At 36.6% G+C, this 17,527-nt stretch carries 10 protein-coding genes and 1 pseudogene; 2 read left to right on the forward strand and 9 right to left on the reverse strand.

Annotated elements, in window-relative coordinates; genetic code table 11:
• Positions 1-24: 24 nt before the first annotated feature.
• From drmB to ASC42_RS03560, 5 genes and pseudogenes are all read right to left on the reverse strand, one after another.
• Positions 25-1,929 carry a DUF1998 domain-containing protein gene (drmB, locus tag ASC42_RS03540; RefSeq protein ID WP_055440592.1) on the reverse strand — a complete coding sequence of 635 codons (1,905 nt, stop codon included), beginning with the start codon at positions 1,927-1,929 and terminating at the stop codon, positions 25-27.
• Complete coding sequence (locus ASC42_RS03545; RefSeq protein ID WP_055440593.1) at positions 1,926-5,429, reverse strand: helicase-related protein; 3,504 nt, start codon at positions 5,427-5,429, stop codon at positions 1,926-1,928. Before ASC42_RS03545 ends, drmB begins: the two co-directional genes overlap by 4 nt.
• Positions 5,430-5,444: 15 nt before the next feature.
• A complete protein-coding gene (locus ASC42_RS03550; RefSeq protein WP_072242656.1) occupies positions 5,445-6,986 on the reverse strand; it encodes a DrmE family protein in 1,542 nt (513 codons plus the stop codon).
• Positions 6,965-7,960, reverse strand: a complete 996-nt coding sequence (locus tag ASC42_RS03555) for a hypothetical protein (protein WP_055440595.1) — start codon at positions 7,958-7,960, stop codon at positions 6,965-6,967. The genes ASC42_RS03550 and ASC42_RS03555 overlap by 22 nt, the downstream gene beginning before the upstream one ends.
• A 961-nt stretch (positions 7,961-8,921) precedes the next feature.
• Positions 8,922-10,140: pseudogene (locus ASC42_RS03560) on the reverse strand (IS66 family transposase).
• Between the two features lie 397 nt (positions 10,141-10,537).
• On the opposite strand from ASC42_RS03560, the gene ASC42_RS03565 reads away from it, so the two are divergent.
• Entirely contained in the window at positions 10,538-10,759 is a 222-nt protein-coding gene (locus ASC42_RS03565; protein ID WP_055440596.1) for a helix-turn-helix domain-containing protein, read from the forward strand.
• A gap of 12 nt (positions 10,760-10,771) precedes the next feature.
• A complete protein-coding gene (locus ASC42_RS03570) occupies positions 10,772-11,959 on the forward strand; it encodes a phospholipase D-like domain-containing protein (RefSeq protein ID WP_055440597.1) in 1,188 nt (395 codons plus the stop codon).
• 143 nt (positions 11,960-12,102) lie between these two features.
• On the opposite strand, the gene ASC42_RS03575 is transcribed toward ASC42_RS03570, so the two are convergent.
• The 4 genes from ASC42_RS03575 to ASC42_RS03595 form a co-directional block, all read right to left on the reverse strand.
• Positions 12,103-12,879 (reverse strand): hypothetical protein, encoded by a 777-nt coding sequence (locus tag ASC42_RS03575; RefSeq protein ID WP_055440598.1) that lies wholly within the window; start codon positions 12,877-12,879, stop codon positions 12,103-12,105.
• 58 nt (positions 12,880-12,937) lie between these two features.
• Complete coding sequence (locus ASC42_RS03580) at positions 12,938-14,068, reverse strand: DNA cytosine methyltransferase (protein ID WP_055440599.1); 1,131 nt, start codon at positions 14,066-14,068, stop codon at positions 12,938-12,940.
• Between the two features lie 497 nt (positions 14,069-14,565).
• Positions 14,566-16,998, reverse strand: a complete 2,433-nt coding sequence (locus ASC42_RS03590; protein WP_055440731.1) for a DEAD/DEAH box helicase family protein — start codon at positions 16,996-16,998, stop codon at positions 14,566-14,568.
• Positions 16,991-17,317 (reverse strand): nucleoside triphosphate pyrophosphohydrolase, encoded by a 327-nt coding sequence (locus tag ASC42_RS03595; protein ID WP_055440601.1) that lies wholly within the window; start codon positions 17,315-17,317, stop codon positions 16,991-16,993. The genes ASC42_RS03590 and ASC42_RS03595 overlap by 8 nt, the downstream gene beginning before the upstream one ends.
• Between the last annotated feature and the right edge of the window lie 210 nt (positions 17,318-17,527).

Below are 17,527 nucleotides of genomic sequence, written 5' to 3' on the forward strand. Positions count from 1 at the left end.
CGGCAATTTTTTATTTGATTCTAATCACACAATATTAAAAAAACCTATTTTCGGATGAACTAATAAACTTCGATCTAGAGATAGATTCTGCAATTCACAAGAAGTTTCAGGTATATAAGTACAACTATGACATGCAGCACCATTTAACTTGTTTAAACCTTGTCCGGAAGACATTCCAATTTCTGTGCAAACAGGGTCAGAGCTACACCATTTGGCTCTTTCAAGTGCTCTGTAAACAATCGGAAAAAAATTCTGTTTTAATCCCATTCTAACAAGTCCCCCAAATGTTCCGTCACTATCTCCTGATGAAGTATAAATAAGGATTCCCGATTGATTTTCATCTAGATAAAGACGTTCACGAATCGAAGCAGCATTATATCCACACGTTAGTGATAATTCATTAATAAGAATATGTGAGAAAGTATGAAGTAAAACATACCTCGGATTACTAATATTAGGGTCAATATAATTATTGTTTTTTCTATAACGCTTTAAATACTTTTCATAATATTCTTTTACATCCGATTTTTCTTCCCAAAGTTTTAATCTATCAGTATTTAACCTAAAAAATATTCCCTCACCATAAACTTTATATGCAGGTAACCAATTATTCTCTTGAAGACTCGCATTTTTAAATAACAGTCTCCTGCCCTCTCTCATCTCGGTTATACTTAATTCTTCTGTACCTACTTGCAATCTTCTGAATCCCGTCAAAACAATGGTTTCTTTTAATCTAGTCACACGATTCACATGACTAAACAAACTTTTTAAATCTCTCTCGTTTACTTCATCACACTCCCACTCTTTATGAACTTTTAAATTTTCTGAGTGATCAACAGCTTCGATTAAAGTCTCAAACTCTTTCTTACGCAACTGATGTTCTATCAAATAAGATTTGCTAGTACTTAGTTGTTCCGAACTAACATCTCCCTGTTGGATATATATAATTGCTCGCTCAATATCTGAATCGCTGTACTCATTAATCTCGGGTGGACATATTTTTTTTACAAATTCAATTTTTCCTTTGGTATTTTCATGAGTTTCCAATAGGGAACTAGTTATACCTCTTTTCTCAAATAAATTGATCAAAGACTCTATTTCTGCACTCCTATCGCCAGGAATGTGAATAGCACTAACTTTAATTGGAAAATATACATTTATTGAATTTTTCAAAACAGCCACAGGATATTCAGAACATTTATCTTTTTCTTCCAGTGAACCGTACCAAGGTTTCGTACCCGGACATGTGTACTCCTTCTCTACATTATCATTGAGCATGATACTTAGTGCACTTCTGTTGTTATTATGTTGGTCAACTTTATTTTTTATCATAACCCCTTTAAGAGATCGATCCTTTCCACAGCTACACTCCACTTTAAGAGAATCTAAGGTTGTTCCCCCGGTGGATAATAACTTCATTGTTCCTTCACATGATGTGTCTTCGTTTCTATGCACCCATTCTTGCCATGGAAAATCTGAAATATGCCCATGTCTGCAAACTATAACGAAAGGAACTTGAATCATTTTTACAGATCTATCACATTCTCTACAGTGATACCAACTTGTTCGAGATGAAAGAGGTAGCTGATGTAAAGTTTTACATTTAGGGCAATAGTGCCATGTTGGAAACCTCAATAAAGGTATATACACATCAGTATTGGTTTGTTGAATGACATTTCCCTCACCTTGATATTGATACCCTGCTCTAAAATCTGGTGGAAGAAAAAGTTTTTTCACTTGCAATAATGACTTTAACCTTGGTTCCTGTACTTCGTATTCGTGTAATGAATTTAATTGCTGTCCTTTAATATTGTAATACCATTTATCTAAAGCACCTATAATTGCAGTTTCTCCCTCTGGGCTCACCACAAGAGCACCAGGACCAAATGTCGTAATCAGTTGCCCCCTACGTAATGGAAGATCTTTCATGTAAATAATTCCTCCCATGAACTGCTTTTAGCATCATTTTTATCACAATTATATAAGTTACTAATTATACCACGACACTCAGCATCCACATTCCTCATAGAATTTATCATAGGGATAGATGAATGTTTTAATGTTATTGGAATTGTTGCCCCCGCTGGATACATAAATCCATCCGATCTATTATCCACTTTCCAAGATGTATAACTTCCTTCTAGTATGTTTTTTAGGATTTTTTTAAATCTATCTTTTAATTCGCTAACTTGTTCTATATCTACAAGCTCCGCTCTTTCTACCAATCGTCTATAAAACGGATATATCTTGTCTTCTAAATACTTCCTAGTCTCAATAGGATCCGGTGTTCGTGCCACCCTCATTGTTAGAGCTTGTCTTATGAAGCCAACTACCACAGCTGGTAGTGCCCTTTCGATGCAAGAGTCTGAAAACGGAGTCACACTGGTTGCCTCTACTTGTGCATATAGTTTCTGATGGTACTCCCTAAAGTGCTCAAAATGAGATTTATCTCTTGATTTCGTATTTAAATAAATAGTAAATATTAAACCTGGTCTTTCCCACCATCGTCTTCCAACACGCCCACTAACTTGAATATACTGGGCAGTCATTTTAGGTTGTCCAACAATGGCCATGACAGAAAGCCGATCTATATCCACTCCTACTTCAATAATATTTGAAGCAAAACATAAATCTATTGCTTTATTCTTGATGTCACCAACAACGTAACTGGCTTTTAAATCATCAATGGTTTGAGAAATTTCATGACTTTGTTTTCTGGATGTTAATTCAAGGAAGTTATTTATATACCTTGTTTTCTGAACTCTTCCTTTACGCATTTCCATAGCTTTCAAATATTGCGGAATATCCGTCTGAGCAAGTGTTAATCCTCCACCTAATTCCCGAAGAGTGTTATAAAACGCTAATAAAGTCCAATAAGGATCTCTTTCATCTTCTTTGATTTCAACGGAAGATTGTAGTATAGATGAAAACGTCATAACTTGTGCCATCATGCTTCCTACAGTACTTGTGTAAACACCTACGTATTTTCTACCTGGTTTTAATTCTCCAGTTTCATATCTAGCTGGTCTAGAGAAGAAAGAATCATCATGTTCTAGTCCCGGACTTGGAAATAATCTCGACTCTTTTCTCCCGAACAACCCCAATACATGTTCTTTAAAATGCTTAATTGTAGCTGTTGCAGCAATAATCTTTGGCTTGATAATCTTGTCATTAACTTTTTTTATACAAAGTTCTTCAATTAACACCTCAAACAAACCAGTCAAAGTTCCCAACGGTCCGGAAATTAGATGTAGCTCATCTTGTATAATTACGGATGGAGGAGAGACAAAATGATTCCCATCATGGTCTATACCAAATAATGATCTTGCTTTAGGTTCCCAAACCAATTGAACAAATTTATCAATAGTTCCAATTAAAAATGTAGGGCGCTTTTCATAAATAGTTTCGTCCACTATATAAATAGGAAGTTCATTATGGAAATCACACTTTTTATCAGGGCAATGAATGATCAGACTGCTATCTTTCATTTTATATCCGAGATAGAATCGTTTCTTACTATTTTTTTTTCCGTCTTTTGAAGAATAATAGCCAAGATGGGCTCCACACCAAGGACACGTATGGACAATAAAAGACGGACATCCATGTTTGTCGTTGATCAGACTAGACAGCATTTGAGAAGCTACTATGTTTTTGTTTGGTGTAGTTTTCGATCCAACCCAAATTCCTATTGAAAAAGGAGTATGACCAAGCTCCTTATCGTTTTTACGTCGAATATACTCTAATGCACACATTAAACGTGAAGCTCTCTGAAATTGGTCTGCAGTTAAAAGACGTAGCGTGTATCGCATTATAACATCCACACCTGCATCTAATGGATTGCGCAACCGTCTAAGAATCATTTGGAAAGCTACAACTCCCAAGTAAGCCTCTGTTTTTCCTCCTCCAGTCGGAAACCAAATCAAATCCACTATTTCCCTGTCTTTACTTGTTTCATCAGCCAACGATTCAATTGACATCAGGAAAAAAGCTATTTGGAAAGCACGCCATGTGTTTGATGCATCATTTAATTTGGTTTCATCCTTGAGAACTTCGTGTATCTGCTTATCAAATACTAATCTTTTTTCATCCATAAGGACATAACCGTTACGTTTTACCTTACCATTTTCTTGCTGAAGGAGAATCGCTAAGTTAGCTAGCTGAAAAGCACGAAGAATTTGTTCGTCCTCTAGCAACTCTAAACCTCTATTCATACGTCTTAAACTTTCCCAGCATAATTCTATATGCCTTGTTGCAGCTGGCTGTAAAGGTGGCGGGAGCAAAGGGATTTCTTTTTCTTTTTGAATAATCCAATTTTCATAGCCTTTTGTGAGAGGCTGTAATATCTCTTTAGGGTGTTTTTGTGATGATAACCCGGCAAGGTCACTCATTTTAATTGTTAATTTCCCACTTTCTAACTCAACATCTGGTGTCATACTTATAGTCTCATATTCTGGCATAAATGTTGTTTGGATAATTTTTACTTCCTTGGATTTTTGATCCCAATCAGTTGCACAACCGTGTCCAAATGCATAAACGTGTTCATGGCGATAAAGAAGATCTGTTGACGCATCCTCTTCACTTAGTATGTCGTTTAATTGATAAAGCTTTGGATAAGGGGAGAAGCTAGCATTACCTATTGTTTCAACTAACATTTCTGCTTGAAACAAAGTGACTTGATCACGCATTAAACCGCTTGCATCAGAACGATTTGTAGCACTAGTCGTTATAATAAAAAAGTTATTAATCTCTCGCAGACGAGCTTGAACTTGAATATTAAATTGACTAGCTCTTTCGTTTTTAGCATTGAATAAATTCACTTGGTAGTTCATATGTTTTTGAATATAAAGCTCTTTAACTGGGATGTACAGTACACCTTCTACTCCTTCTCGGAGCCACCAAGTATAGAAAGCAGTATCACCTTTCACTCGTACCTTGTGTGGCGTATAAGAACCACCTTTTACTACTATTTTCAATTTGGAAACATTTTTATCTACACAAAAAGTCATTCCGATAGTAGAGGGCATAAAATCATTTTTTTGAGGAAATAACTCTATATCTCCTTCAGTTTCCGTTGTTTCAACATCATTTTTATACTCGAATATTTGATCCAAAGTTTCATCATCATTCACATCATCTTTTATTGTAACTTCTACAACTTCATCATCCGTCGCTATTGTACCTACCGGAAAAAGCATTCCACTTACATAACGCTGTGACGGTTGCTCCCTTTGAAGAATTTCCTCTTTTACCCCTCCAACTATCCAATAATACGGTTTATACAAATCCTCTTTTGAATCTAATATCGTATTCCCTATGTGATTAAATAAAGCATAGTTGTCCCGTATTCTCCCAGGACCTATAATTTCTTCTCTTACACTTTCTATTACATGCTGTCGATTGCGAAGCGAACTTTCTAATGTGATTGACATAACATCACGTCCCCTTTACAAATCTTTTCTATATACCTTCATTAGATTGGACTGCAACACATTGTGTTTCGAACGATCAATTGCTACAACTCGATCGATATTAAAAGAGGCTCCATTGAAATTTGAAGATTTAAACGTAATAGATCCTTTTTGCTGTAATTCCTGACAAATAGATGGAGTAATTTCATTCATAAGCTTTCTAGATATAACCCTTCCCGCATCTCTATGTGCAGTCTGAATTTTTTTCATAGCTTGATAAATGTGGTCTACCTCATTTTTATCGTACTTCAAAGCTTGCAACAATAAGGGCAATTCTGTTGGACAAATACATTCTTCACCACACCATGACCGTATAGATTGAGAAGAAGCTGTTGTCATACCATACCTGTTGGACAGTATCTCGCTTACACGTTTAATTCCTTTTTTCATTACGTTATAACGAAGTCTCTTTTTCCATTTTTCTTGCAACAATCTCAAGTATTCAGCTTCTTCTCTTAGAATCTCATAATCTGCCACTTCTGCAATTAACTTGGTATCTCTTTCGTTCCTTATTATAATAAAATCATCTTCTTCTAAATCTTTTAACGTAATGTGGTTAACAATAACTTGATTTCTCTTTGTATTAAGAGATAGTACACGGATTTTCGAGTCATCGGGAACGAATATGAAACGACCGTTTTCTAACAAGACAATGCTTGCTTTAACCACATTATGTACATTCTCCCCTTTTTCATTTTGTTCTTCCAAAACTCTCTTAATAGTATATTTCACCGAATCTTCCTGACTAATCTCTACTCTATGAGTGTTTTTTATTTCTTTATCTATGCTAACATTCGAGTAAATTGTACTTATAATATCTTGTTGATGAATGTCAGAAAAAAAAGATTTTTGAGTTAACTTATTAGAAAACATTTCATAAGCAACAAAATAAGTGTGAGGTGCTTTTAAAGTATTAGTTGCGAAAGAACCATAATAGCTAGGGGTTCCAACAAATACAACTTCATCAAACATAACAACACTTTTTCTAAAATTATTTTCGGTATAATAGTTTATATCAACAGGTAGATTGATTCTACGATTAATCAATTCTTTTTCCTCTATAGACAGTGCTCTTTTTGTAATCAAAGCAATTTTATGCGAACGATTACAATTCTTGTTAATATGCTCACACAAAAAATCGGTCATATAGTTTTGTTCCGTCTCTAGTACTTGTTTTATAGACATTGCGAGTGGCTTCACTATTTTATCAAAAAAACTCGGATAACTATCTTTTGAAGACATCAACTTATCAATAATCGTTTTTTCCGCATCCTTACCAATTACTTCTGAATAGTTCAAAAAACTCCCACAAAGTTTGAAAAAAATTTTATTTAAGTAGCTATAAGTATCTAATAATTGTCCGTCATTATCAAACTTTTCAATGAGTTCTTGTCTAAAGTTGCTTAATTGTTCAGCAAATGAAAGAAGTTCACTGCATTTCACATGTTTAAAATGAATATGTTTTTGCAATGGGGAATATAGTTTATATATATGTCTCAGCAATGTCGTTCCCTCCATGCAAGTAGCTCTATACCATTGGGAACAGAAGCCCCATAAAGTTCTATATAGCTAGCTATCTCAGAAGTAATCATCTCAGTATCTCCCAAAATTATTCTCCTCGACACATCCGATACTACATCACGGATATGATTTTCGTGCTCTGACCTTCCTATAACTATTAGGCTGGGATTTTGAGCAAATAATCTGGACTGTTTTCGATAACTCAAGGTATCGGAAAATAAAACAGGTATATCCCTATTTATCATAAAAGTCTTTTTCATTCTTGGCGATAAGAACTTCCCATTAAAATAACTGCTGTTTTTTTGGACATTTTCTATATAAAGGAATTCGCCAATACTCCCTTTTTGACCATTTATGAAAAAACATATTTCAGACATCACCTCAATAAATTTCTGTCTGTCTCCAATAATGTAAAAATTATTTCCAGGATAAAATGAGACCTCTCCAAGCTGTTCATCAGAGTAAAGCGCCCTCATGAAAGGACTAGAAATCCTTAACTTCTGATTTTTTCCTACTTTCCTCCTTCTCCTAATATCAGAAAATTCTTCATCTAACAAAATGATTTTTTCCTTCCATTGTGACTCCGGTATCCCAAGTCGAATACCTCCATCTTGAATGAATAGTATAAATTCTCCATTCCTCACAGGGCTGGATTCCACTGATAAGACAGAGGCCTTCCGAGTATATCGATTATCTTGATATATAATTCTACTGCCTTTTTTCAAACTCAATATCTGCTGTCGAACTGAATTCTCCCCTCTCTTCACAGAGAAAATCTTATCAGCTATTCCCACAGCAACAAATAAAGCAAAATATTGTTCATTCGGTACAGAAACAACTACATTGGCACTCTTTTCATTTTTTATGCCTTCCTCATGCAAAAAAGCTCCTAAAGAAAAAGCAAATATAATCCAAGGAGGCAAGGGGTGCACTTTGTTATCAAGAAAAAGTTTTAACTCTCGGTGAATCATTTGCATCCTCCTAAAATTTTTACATTCTAGCTACTCAATATATATTTGATTACCATGTACATTTTTCTACAATGAGCATCGATAAGTTTATTTTACTCTTACATTAAAAATTGTTCATCATAATCAATGTTATTCTCATTGAAAATATCATATATGAACAGCAGTAATCCAACACTTCTTTTTGTTTTGTGGAAAAGTGATTTTTAATATAAACAAACTAGGTTTATTTGGTAAAAAATAATAATTTTTTATAATAAAAACCCATAAAATCACAAATTAACATAGAGCCTCTACGGCCATGATAGAAAGTTCAAGAGGAGGTACGCATAAAAAGGCTATTACGCTCCCTAATAAAGTCGTCCTAACCCAAATTCTTTGTAGACTTCTGCATTTTTATGTTCTAATAAACATTCACCATAGGTTTAACTTAATGAAATTATCTAAAGAAAATTTCGGAACACATTTTCCTCATAAAACTTACATACAAGCAAATAGTTACAATTTATCTGTTAGTAATGATATCACATTTCCAATCTTACAACAAAAGTTCTTAAATATTTAATCAGTATTACATCCTCTTTAGAACAATGACTTATGTAAGAATGCCTTTTCCCATGGTTATCTTGTTCCTAGGTACTCATATATAAAAGGAGTAGAAATAATATGAACGTCTTAAAATTAGAAATGATTACCGTTGTACACCTCGATTATAAATGGTGACACAGGACGTCAAACGCAACACCCAGATAAGTGTTTCATACCAAGTGTTCCACCTAAACTAGGGGTTAAGATGTCAATCTAGATGTATATAAAACCTAAGTTGTTAGTTATACAATCTTCTTCATCGAAACCTTGAATAATAGCTAAAGCTTAGAAAATATATTAATTGTAACTATTCACCCCGATAGTAGTATGTAGAGAAGCGCAACACAAATAGGGCATCCCTGTGATAGAAAACGCCCTAAGTGGTAGAAAGAACACGATCTATCGTTTCGCCCGTCAACAGAAGACATAACGAATCCCACACGTTTTTTTCGTGTTTCGCGAGTGTGGAAACGATGCTTCTTGTGATGCAAAACGACTGGGCGAATGTTTCTTCGCGAAACGTACCCGAAATGTTCTCTTTCACTTTGACCATGCGAAGATCGCGTTCGGCTTGGTTGTTGTCAAAGGGAACATGCACTTCACGTAAGAAACGTAGCGCTTCTTCCTTTCGTTTCTGAAGCCGTCGAACAAAAGCGAGTGCTTTTTTCGGAAGAGGCGTCATCGTTTCTAATCGGTGCTGTGCTTTCGTTAGAATGCGATCATACACTCGTTCCTATCGTTTCGCTTCTTTTTCGGAAAGTGCACCGTGATGAGCTTCGACGGCCTGTTTGGCGACTAACAGAAACGTCGTCATGCTCACTGCCCATGTATACCCTTGTTCGATGAAGCTTTTTAGCTTACGTAGATGTTAGAGTCAAGTAGGGATTCTTCGATCATGTCATATTGGATTCCAGAGCTTCGCGTCCTCGTTTCACCATATTGGCAAGAGTCCCTGTACTAACCGAGTGTTGATATAACACTTCGATTGTATCACTTAAACGCTTGTACGGGATCCATTGGGTGTGATGCAAATATACAGCGAGCGCCGTGAGCCGTGGACCGTATTGCACATGATTCGTGACATGTGGTGGAAACTCCGCTTGTTGAACACATCGGCAATGTGGACAAGATTTCACTTCACGTTCATGTTGTGTCACTTCGATCGTCATGGGAGGGAGATCAAACACTTGACGGACATCGACTTTGAACGGTTTGACTTCGCGCAAAGAAGCCCCACATCCTTGACACGCGTTCACACGATGGACGACACGATGATGTGGATGTTCCACTTGACGGAGCGTCGTTCCTTGATGCCCTTCTTGTCCGCCTGGTTTGTTGCCAGATGGCTGACGAGAAGAATGGGTGTGAAAACGGTCAGAAGATGGGGGCAAATGGCTATTGGAGCTGTTTTTTTTCGTGCGTGCTTCCAGCTCTTGAACGCGGTACTTGAGTTGTTCATTTTCTTTGTGCAGCTGTTTGTTTTCTGTCAACAGTTGCTCAATGATTTGTTGTTGGTGAGTAATGAGCTTCTTTTGTTGTTGGACTTTGCCGATTAAGCTCTCAACCGTAAATACAGCTTGTTGTGCCGTCAACATGCGATTCACCTCCTTGTCTATCAATATTCACATCATAGACAGGAAAAGCAAAAAATATTCAGCTGACTTGATTATGTGGCTGAATAGTTATCAAATTTTTGTATTTATATATTATACAGTAGAATAATTCCTTTGCATCGATTAAACATAATGAACAAATAATCTAGCATAAATCAAGTATTTTTTATTGTAAAAAACGGATTATATCATCAGGAAAAATCAAGAATATTTGCATCAATCCCAATAACATATTCACCATACTGCTTCATACTCGATTAAAATCTGTAGTCATAAGTTTTCTATAGGCAAACAATATTTGTTTTCTATTCGCAAACTTATGACTGTTTTGAAAGCTTTGGATGGTAATATAAAAACAATATTCCAATGGAGGGGAGGGATGAAGGTGGTTGAATATCTAGGAACACGTATTCAAAATGCACGCGAACGGAAAGGATTGAGTGCAAGTGAAGCCGCAAAATTGGTTGGCGTTTCAAAGAGCACTTGGTCATTATATGAAAGTGATAAACGCACACCTTCTGTGGACACTTTAAAAATCATTGCTGAAAAACTGAATGTTTCAATGGACTATCTTGTAGGGCTGAAGAGAGAAATAGAATGAGGAGGACGACCAATGTTATACAACAAACAACCGTTAAGTAACCAAACTGCTTACAAACAAATGTTAAGATTAACAGGTGCATTATCCAATTTATTTTCGGAAAGTGATTCACCTTATTTGGTTTCTCGAAGTGTAGAAAATGCATTTTGTGAAGCCTTCGGTGCAGAAAACCTAGGGCGTGCTGACTGTTCAGCGGATGCTTCATTACATAGAGTTGGAGTAGGCATTAAAACTTTTCTTCATGGCAACGGTCGTACACTTCAAAAAATTGCAGAATTTAATAGAGACTCAGATTTATATCGAAACAGATCATACAAAGAACTTGTTTATATAATTGCTAAACTTCGTAACGAAAGGATCGAGTTCACTAAACGAACTTATAATCTTCATACAATGATTTACCATTGTGTAACAAGGTTACCAGGAAAAATACTTATTTATGAAATGCCTATGGACTTGATAGACGTTTCAAATATTAAAAATATAGAAGTCAGCAATAATAAAAACACAATTACCTTTGAAGACGGACGAAATGAATACAGCTTTAATGTCACTAAAAGTACGTTGTATAAGCGCTTTTATACCAATATTCCATTAGCTGAAATTAATGTCGAAATTCTTCCTAATCCTTATGCGATGCTCGCAAAATTGTTCAATCTCACTCTAGAGCCTATAGTAAGAGAGGACACTGTACCTCCTACTGTATCTCCTTATGATACTTTGAAAGCTAAGGAGTATATCTTGTTGCCACTTTTTTCAGACCGTGGGGCCAAAAGACATGTTCCGGAAAAAAGTGGGCTCAATCAATGGAATGCATCTGGAAGAACGAGAAATCCAAATGAAATTTATATACCTATACCTTCTTGGATTCATAAAGTCTTCCCGACTTTTTTCCCACCACGTGACCAAAGTTTTCAGTTGCAACTCCCGGACAAATCTCTCCTATCAGCTAAGGTTTGTCAAGAAAACAGCAAAGCACTCATGTCTAATCCTAATAGCGCTCTCGGGGAATGGCTTCTCAGAAAAGTAATGAGATTGAAAGAAGGCGAGCTTCTTACTTACGATAAACTAAAAATATTAGGCATTGATTCTGTGACAGTGTATAAACACAGCGAAAAATACTTTTCAATTGATTTCTGTAGCATAGGATCATATGATGAGTTTCAAAACGAATTCCAAAAAATAAAAACTAATGTATGAGTTGAATTTTGTTTTTCCTAAATAAAATTACTTTGTCCGTACGTAAAAGAGGCAACTAATGTATTTATATCTGGCAAGTGAGAGGCTCCTTCGCGCGCGCGAGGTCTCTCTGAGTTTGCCATTTTTCAATTTTTAAATTTACATTAAATGTTACTCTTCAAGTAACTAACTAAATCCTTTATATCCATCATATCCCCTGCCTGAATATAATAATTGTCTGCATCCATTACAGTTCTTGATGAGTTCAACATCGCTCCCTTAGGAATAACAAAGTTTCCTGCAATCAACTTGACAAGTACCTCTCTATCTATGAATCCAGGTATATCATAGTTAAAACGTTGTGCAAAAATGGTTCTTTTTAAGACGTTTTTCTCAACCTTATTTGAATAATATAATTTATTTTTCTTCATTAGGAATGAAATAGAAGGGGATATCCTTACTAGGATAAAAACATCATAAATCCCGTTCCCATTACTTAGATTAGGGATGTATTGTCCCTTTGAATCCCAATCTGCCTTTTCTAGTAGCAACAACTGTCCATATTTTTTCGTCGATTTTACAGCAATTTTGAGACCATTTATTTCAAAATCACTCGTGTCCCATATTCCCAATTGGTGTGTCTTTAAGTCAGGATAATTCAACAAAATACCGTTCTCCTTAAAATAATCATATATTGCAAATTCACCTAGTTTTCCTTGAAAAGTATCAGTAAAGATTTCTCCATTTTTTCTTCTGTATGTTCCCCCACTTCGATGATCTCTGTGTGCACCTTTATTATCAAAACTCATATCATACGCAAAATTAAATGCATTTTCCAAGGTTAACGAATCAAAGCTACCCATGCTACTAAATTCCTTAGGGTTTGTTAAATAGTAGATATTTTCGTTTTTTTTGTTTTTTTCTATCCTTAGCTTTTCCATAAAATAAACCTCCCCATCCAAATAATAAAATATATTAAAACGGATGGGAAGGTTTGATTTACACAAAGAGTTCTAATTGTTCTATTTCTTTTGAGCTAGTATCCTTGTCATAATTATCGGTTATGTCAGTATAAACTGAATCCAATGCTTTAATTATATTTTCTGCAATTGCCCTCACTACCGGAACAGAAACAGAATTTCCTGCTTGTTTATAAATGTGTGAGTCGGCCATTCCCTTAGGAATTTTGAATTCCTTAGGGAAACCCTGAAACGACAACGCCTCACGCGGTGTAATTTTTCTTATTCCATAATCATCAAGAATGAGCGGAACATTGTGTCCTCCTGTACCCATATTAGCAGTAAGTGTCGGACATACATTACTTTGGTTCTCTCTCACATAAACTCTTCGTAGCTGATATACAGTGTCTTTTCTACGCATAGCTTCTGTTAACATAGGGTAGTATTGTGACTTTTCAGTATAATAATATTTATCCTCCTGCTTCTTTCCTCTTTCCAAAATATCATCTATTGTCTTTGTTAAAGGCTGTGGCTGAGGAAAGTTAAAACTCGCCAATGCTCTCTTATCTTTAAATCCCACAATAAAAATACGCTCCCTATTTTGTGGAATGTTGCCATAATCCATTGTATTCAAAACTTTGCTCGTAAAATAATACCCTTCTGCATATAGCATTTCCTCAATAACTTTAAATGTTCTGCCACCATCATGGCTTTTAAGATTTTTTACATTCTCTAAAAGAAATGCCTTAGGCTGTGTTGCACGGAGAAATCTAATAATATCATAAAATAGAGTACCTCTAGGATCTTTTGCTTCAGTATGTCCACTACATTTTGGACATACAGGGATTCCCATATATTCTTCAAAAGTTACTAAATGTTCATGACCACAACCTTTACATTTATAGTGCATACCGTGCCTTCTTCCAGCGATACTAAAAGCTACGCAAGGCCAACCAGCTGTTAAAATATCTATCTTCGGAACACTATACTCATTAACTTTTCTAACATCCTCCTCAATTAAAGTATGTTTAAAATTCTCCCTATAAGTAATACATGCATTCTTGTCCATTTCGTTTGCCCAAATAACTTCCGCTCCAGCTTGTTCAAAACCTAAATCTATACCCCCGATTCCTGCAAATAAACTCGCCACTTTATATTTTTTTCCAGACATAATATAACATACCTCCTCAAGAACGAATGTATGTTCTTTCATAACTGATATAAATCATTCTACCATATATCGAAGATCTCTGCCGCCTCCTATGTCTGGATTTCATCGAAAAATTTAGTGCAGTAGCAAGCCAAGAACATAAAATCAAAGCTCTTTTATGAGAAAATATAAGAACGTCTGTTCCGTGAAATTTTGGATACGCTTTCTTAATATACTCTTTTCGTTCTAGGATAATCCTTTCAATTCCATGTAATTATTTAACAAGAATGTTATTCATTCCAAAAAAATTCATACGTCGCAATTATCTTCCGAAACGATCCTTCGTCTTTGATCGGAAACAGTTTTCTTCCTACACATGTATAGTAGCATTGATGGTGTATAACTGTATTAATTACATCGAGAATGACTCGGTCTTGCCGTTTAAATGTTTTTCTGCAAATTGGACAGCGCAAGTTTTCAAGAATGGAATACATGAACACTCATCCCCTTTGCTTTTCTTATTTCCGAATGCCTCCCCCGCTTTTCCTCTCAAAATACGCATGCAACCGATATTCGCAAATTTCTTGCGTCCATTCGTATAAAATGTACTCGTCTTCCGTCGAGATGGAGAAGGTGGGCGAGAAGACGTTATTTTCAAACGAAAGAAGTCCGTTGGAACTGCCGCTCCATTTCGTCATCGGCATTTTGGCGATGAGTTTGGCGACTTTTTGTTCGTCGTATTGCCATAAGCGTTTCGTTTCTCCGTCAGAGAAATCGATGCGCTTTCGGTATTCTTTTTCAATCAAATATTGATGGAAAAATGGGGCGACTTCGGTTGGCGTGATTGGCAAATGCCAGCGTGACGGCCCGCGGTTTAACATCGCCTGCAAGACGACCATTTTGTAGCTTTTTGTCATCACTGTTCGCTCAACTTCCGTAAGCCAAGCTTCGTATTTCAAAAACACTTCTTTTTCCCTCTCGGATAATTCGTTCGCCCAGTAAAGAAAGCCGACGTACGATTGAAACTCATCGCGATATTCTTTTGCGATGCTGCGACCGTGCAAGTGAAGTTCAAGATACGTTGGGCGACGACCAAGTTGCTGTTTGACGTCCTCGTAGTCAGTAAAGAGCTTTTCTTTGCGCGGTTGTCTTTTTCTACGCATCTCTTCTAATAAATGAACGACGCGAACATCAAAATCGACAACACATCCGTTAGGGGTAACAGGAATCACAGACTTTTGTTTTTTTCTTTCTTCTTTTTGCGTATCAAATAAGGCTAGCTTCACATCGGCATTGCGATAGTTTCCGATTAAGTCGATAATGACACAATATTGTTTTTCTGGATGAAGACGCAAGCCGCGCCCGACTTGTTGGGTGAAAACCGTTAATGACTCTGTCGGACGGACAAATAATAGCGTATCGACCGCGGGAATATCGACGCCTTCGTTAAACAAATCAACAGTAAAAATTGCGTCTAATTTACCTTTTTCAAGTAGCTCAATCGCTTTCGAGCGCGTGATATGTATTTGTTTGGAATGCAAACTAATCGCTCGATAACCGTGCTTAGTAAAATAATCAGCTAAAAAATCCGCTTGACGAATCGATGAACAAAACACGAGCGTTTTCGTTTGCTTATATTTCTCCCAAGCTTGCAAAATGCGTTCTGCCATTTCGTGCCGAAGTTGTGCTTGCAATAGTTGTTCTTCATCGTAGCGGTTGCCGCACCAAGCGATTTTCGTATAATCTGTATCGTCATATACGCCATAATAGTGAAATGGCGCAAGCCACCCGCGCTGTACCGCTTCGATAAAATCAATGCGGTACGCCACATTTCCGTCGCAAAGCGCGTATACGTCTTTATAGTCATTACGATCAGGCGTTGCGGTAATGCCGAGTAAAAATTTCGGATGGAAATACGCAAGCACCCGTTCATATGACTTCGCAGCGGCATGATGAAATTCGTCAATGACAATGAGATCAAACGCGTCTTTCGCAAATATTTCTAAATGTTTTTTCATGCTTAGCGTAAAAATCGACGCAAACACGACGTCGGCTTGTCCTTCTTTCATTTTGCCGTCGTAAATACCGAACGTCTTATTCGAAAGCACTTGCGCAAACGAACGCTTCGCCTGATGTAAAATTTCTTCGCGGTGCGCTACAAATAGCACTCTTTGAAACTTTCGAGCAAAAAAAGCAGCCAAGTACGTTTTCCCTAATCCTGTCGCCATGACGACCATCGCTCGATCATAACCTTCTTCGTATGTAGCCTCTAGCTGAGCAAGCGCTTCTACTTGCGCAAAGCGTGGCTGAATGGTCCCGTATGAAGCCTTTTCATCATAAATCATTTCCGTTTCTTCTTTCTTTGTCGTTGGAAGCATCAACTCTACTTCCTCTAGCTTCGTCCATTGTCGCACGAGATTTGTATGACGTTGATGATAATCGTCATATTGTTGTTTATATTGCTTTAACGTTTCGGTATTTACTTGTACCGTTTGTTCCGCATAAAAAAGAGTTAAAAACTCATTCATCACTTGAGCAAATACACTTTCTTCCACACATTTAGGCACGCCAACATTCCATTCAACGCCACTTGTTAATGCAGAACGCGATAAATTCGATGAACCGATAATAAAATATCCATCATTTTGATTTTCAAATAAATACGCTTTCGGGTGAAAAGAAATACCGTTACTTTTCCATAACCGAACTTCAACATTCGGATGGATCGCTATAAGTTGACGTAAAGCTTCTGGTTGTGTGACATATAAATAATCCCCAGCACAAATTTTAATATCTGCTCCTCGTTCAGCGGCTTTTCTTAACGTTTCTTGGATGACGTCCACGCCCGACTTCATCACAAACGACGTCAACATATAAATCGTCGAGGCTGTTTCAATATGTTCATTTAGTTTTTCAATTAGATGACTTTTGACAAACTCGATTTTACTCATCATGTACCTCAATTAAGAAAATTTTCTCTTTAAACCCTCCTCGTTTTTCCGCTTTCGAGGCACGAACGGCTTCGACTTGTTCGATCGTTGCCCCATGGCATTCGGCAAGCGCATGTATAATTTCTAATACATCCGCTAATTCTTCCACCGCTGTGACATCATCTGATGCGTTCATATATTCCTCTAATTCCTCGAATACTTTCTTCCGCAACTGTTCGCGATATTCTCCATCACTTAACGTGCGCATTGTAAACGTCTTTCCAGCTTCCTCAATAATGTTCGGAATCAAATCCCGAACGAGTTTGTTATAAACAGGCATCGTATCCTCTCCTTTTCTGTCCATCTCCCTCTATTTTACAATATTACCCACCCTTTTGAAATAAAAAACTATGTTTAAGGGCTTTATTATATGAACACAAAAAATAAAGCTCACTTTCTCACATTCCTCCCTCATCTTTTTCCTTCCCCTCCCCATACATACAAATCTCCATAAATCGACAACATAATAAACAGCATACATAAGAAAGGA

The sequence above is a fragment of the Anoxybacillus suryakundensis genome (assembly GCF_001418025.1).
Taxonomy (GTDB): domain Bacteria; phylum Bacillota; class Bacilli; order Bacillales; family Anoxybacillaceae; genus Anoxybacillus; species Anoxybacillus tengchongensis.